The sequence below is a fragment of the Methanobrevibacter curvatus genome (assembly GCF_001639295.1).
Lineage (GTDB): Archaea > Methanobacteriota > Methanobacteria > Methanobacteriales > Methanobacteriaceae > Methanoflexus > Methanoflexus curvatus.
In genome coordinates, this window is record NZ_LWMV01000047.1 from 1 (window position 1) to 3,650 (window position 3,650).

At 32.4% G+C, this 3,650-nt stretch carries 1 protein-coding gene; it reads left to right on the plus strand.

The window, feature by feature from the left end; all coding sequences use genetic code 11:
- The coding region (locus MBCUR_RS01495) for a beta strand repeat-containing protein (RefSeq protein ID WP_157077517.1) at positions 1-3,650 on the plus strand (3,650 nt) is incomplete at both ends.

A 3,650-nucleotide genomic window follows, 5' to 3' on the forward strand; every position in this document is an offset into this window, starting at 1 on the left:
TGAATGGTACTGGTAATATTGTTAATATTGCTAATGTTACTAGTTTGAATGAGAATAATACTGGTGATTGGTATGCTATTACTCCTGAGGTAGGTCAGAATACTACAATTCTTCCTGCTGTGAATCTTAGTATTACTAAGAGTGCTAATGTGTCTGGTGCTAATAATGGTGAGTATGTTTTGTATATTGTTAGTGTGACTAATTTTGGTCCTGATATTGCTACTGGTTTGTTTATTCGTGATATTTTAGACTCTAGATTAGTTTATACTGGATCTAGTGCTAGTGCTGGCTTTTACAGTTCTGCTAGTGGTTTGTGGAATATTGGTAATTTGACTAATGGGGATACTGCTACTTTGAATATTACTGTTATGTTGAATGGTATTGGCAATATTACTAATGTTGTTAATGTTTCTTCTCTTAATGAGAATAATACTGGTGATAACCAGTCTAATACTGTTCTTATTGTTGTGGGTTCTACTGTGAATCTTAGTATTACTAAAAGGTCTAATGTAAGTGGTAATGTTTTAAATGGTGCATTTGTTTCTTATATTATTAATGTAACTAACCACGGTCCGAACACTGCTACTAATTTAGAGCTTGTCGATGTTTTAAACTCTAGTTTAATCTACATTAATTCTTCTACTACTAACAGTGAAGGCAATTACAGTTCACCTAGTGGTTTGTGGAGAATTGGTTCTTTAGCTAGTGGTGCTACTGCTACTTTAACTATTATTGTGAGGTTAAATGGTACCGGTACTATTTTTAATGAGATTAATGTTACTAGTTTGAATGAGTCTAATGTTGGTGATACTTCTGCTAACACTTCTAACTCTGGTAATATTACTGTTGTTCCTACTGTGAATCTTAGTATTACTAAGAGGTCTAATATTACTGGTAGTACTATTTTAAATGGTGCTTTTGTTTCTTATATTATTAATGTGACTAATAATGGTCCTGATGGTGCGACTGGTTTGGTTATTACTGATATTTTAGATCCTAAATTAATTTATAATCATTCTAGTGCTTCTGGTAGTGCTGATCAGTATAATCCAACTACTCAAGTTTGGAATATTGGTACTTTGGCTAATGGTGCTAGTGCTAATTTAAATATTACTGTTAGGTTGAATGGTACTGGCAATATTTTGAATATTGCTAATGTTACTAGTTTGAATGAGAATAATACTGGTGATTGGTATGCTATGAGTCCTGAGATAGGTCAGAATGTTACTGTTCTTCCTACTGTGAATCTTAGTATTACTAAGAGGTCTAATGTGTCTGGTACTGTTTTGAATGGTATTTTTGTTAAGTATACTGTTAATGTGACTAATTTTGGTCCTGATGCTGCTACTGGTTTTGGAATGGGAGATGTTCTAGATGATAGATTGATTTATAACTCTTCTAATTCTTCTCGCTCTGGAGCAGATTATGATCCAAACACTAACATATGGAATATTGGTACTTTGGCTAATGGTGAAACTATTACTTTAGACATTGTTGTTATGTTAAATGGTACTGGTGATATATTTAATGAGGCTTATGTGTCCTCACTTAATGAGAATAATACTGGTGATTGGTCTGGCAGTACTTCTTCTGAATATCTTACTGTTACTCCGACTGTGAATTTAAGTATTAATAAGAAGTCTAATGTAAGTGGGTCTGTCTTAAATGGCATACTTGTTTTGTATACTATTAATGTGACTAATTTTGGTCCTGATAATGCGACTGGTTTAGTTATTACTGATAGGTTAGATAGTAGATTAATATACATTAGCAGTACCACTCCTCGTGGAACTAGTTATGTTGCAAGTACTGGTGTTTGGAATATTAATACTTTGGCTAGTGGTGAGAGCATTGTTTTAGACATTGTTGTGAAACTTAATGGTACTGGTAGTATTGTAAATATTGCGAATGTTACTAATGTTACTGAGAATAATACTGGCAATAATAGTAGTACTCCTGATAATACTACTAATATTACTGTTGTTCCTACTGTGAACATTAGTGTTGTTAAAACCTCTAATGTAAGTGGCAATGTCTTAAATGGCATATTTGTTTTATACACCATTAATGTGACTAATTTTGGTCCTGATAATGCTACTGGTTTGGTTATTACTGATGTTTTGGATAGTAGATTGATATACATTAATAGTACCACTCCTCGTGGAACTAGTTATGATGCTAGTACTGGTGTTTGGGATATTAACACTTTGGCTAATGGTGAGAGTATTGTTTTGGATATTCTTGTCCGTTTAAATGGTACTGGCAGTATTGTAAACATTGCTAATGTTACTAATGTTACTGAAAACAACACTGGAAATAATAGTAGTACTCCTGATAATACTACTAATATTACTGTTGTTCCTACTGTGAACATTAGTGTTGTTAAAACATCTAATGTGTCTGGATCTGTCTTAAATGGCATACTTGTTTTATACACTATTAATGTAACTAACTATGGTCCTGATAATGCGACTGGTTTGGTTATTACTGATGTTTTAGATAGTAGATTAATATACATTAACAGTACAAGTCCAAGGTTTACTTTCTATGTTGCGAGTACTGGTGTTTGGAATATTGGTGCTTTGGCTAATGGTGAGTCTATTGTTTTGGATATTCTTGTTCGTTTGAATGGTACTGGTAGTATTGTGAATGTTGGTAATGTTACTGGTGTTAATGAGAATAATACTGGTAATAATAGTACTCCTGATAATACTACTAATATTACTGTTGTTCCTACTGTGAACATTAGTGTTGTTAAATCTTCTAATGTGTCTGGTAATGTTTTAAATGGTGCTTACATCTTGTATACTATTAATGTGACTAATTTTGGTCCTGATAATGCGACTGGCTTAGTTATTACTGATGTTTTAGATAGTAGATTAATATACATTAACAGTACAAGTCCAAGGTTTACTTTCTATGTTGCGAGTACTGGTGTTTGGAATATTGGTGCTTTGGCTAATGGTGAGAGTATTGTTTTGGATATTCTTGTTCGTTTGAATGGTACTGGTAATATTGTGAATATTGCTAATGTTACTAATGTTACTGAGAATAATACTGGTAATAATAGTAGTAATCCTGATAATGAAACTAATATTACTGTTGTCACTACTGTAAATCTTAGTATTGTTAAAACATCTAATGTATCTGGATCTGTCTTAAATGGCATACTTGTTTTATACACTATTAATGTGACTAATTTTGGTCCTGATAATGCGACTGGTTTGGTTATTACTGATGTTTTGGATAGTAGATTGATTTATATTAATAGTACTAGTCCTCGTGGAACTAGTTATGTTGCAAGTACTGGTGTTTGGGATATTAACACTTTGGCTAATGGTGAGAGTATTGTTTTGGATATTCTTGTTCGTTTGAATGGTACTGGTAGTATTGTGAATATTGCGAATGTTACTAATGTTACTGAAAACAACACTGGAAATAATAGTAGTACTCCTGATAATACTACTAATATTACTGTTGTTCCTACTGTGAATATTAGTGTTGTTAAATCATCTAATGTGTCTGGATCTGTCTTAAATGGCATACTTGTTTTATACACTATTAATGTAACTAACTATGGTCCTGATAATGCAACTGGTTTGGTTATTACTGATGTTTTGGATAGTAGGTTAATATACATTAACAGTACA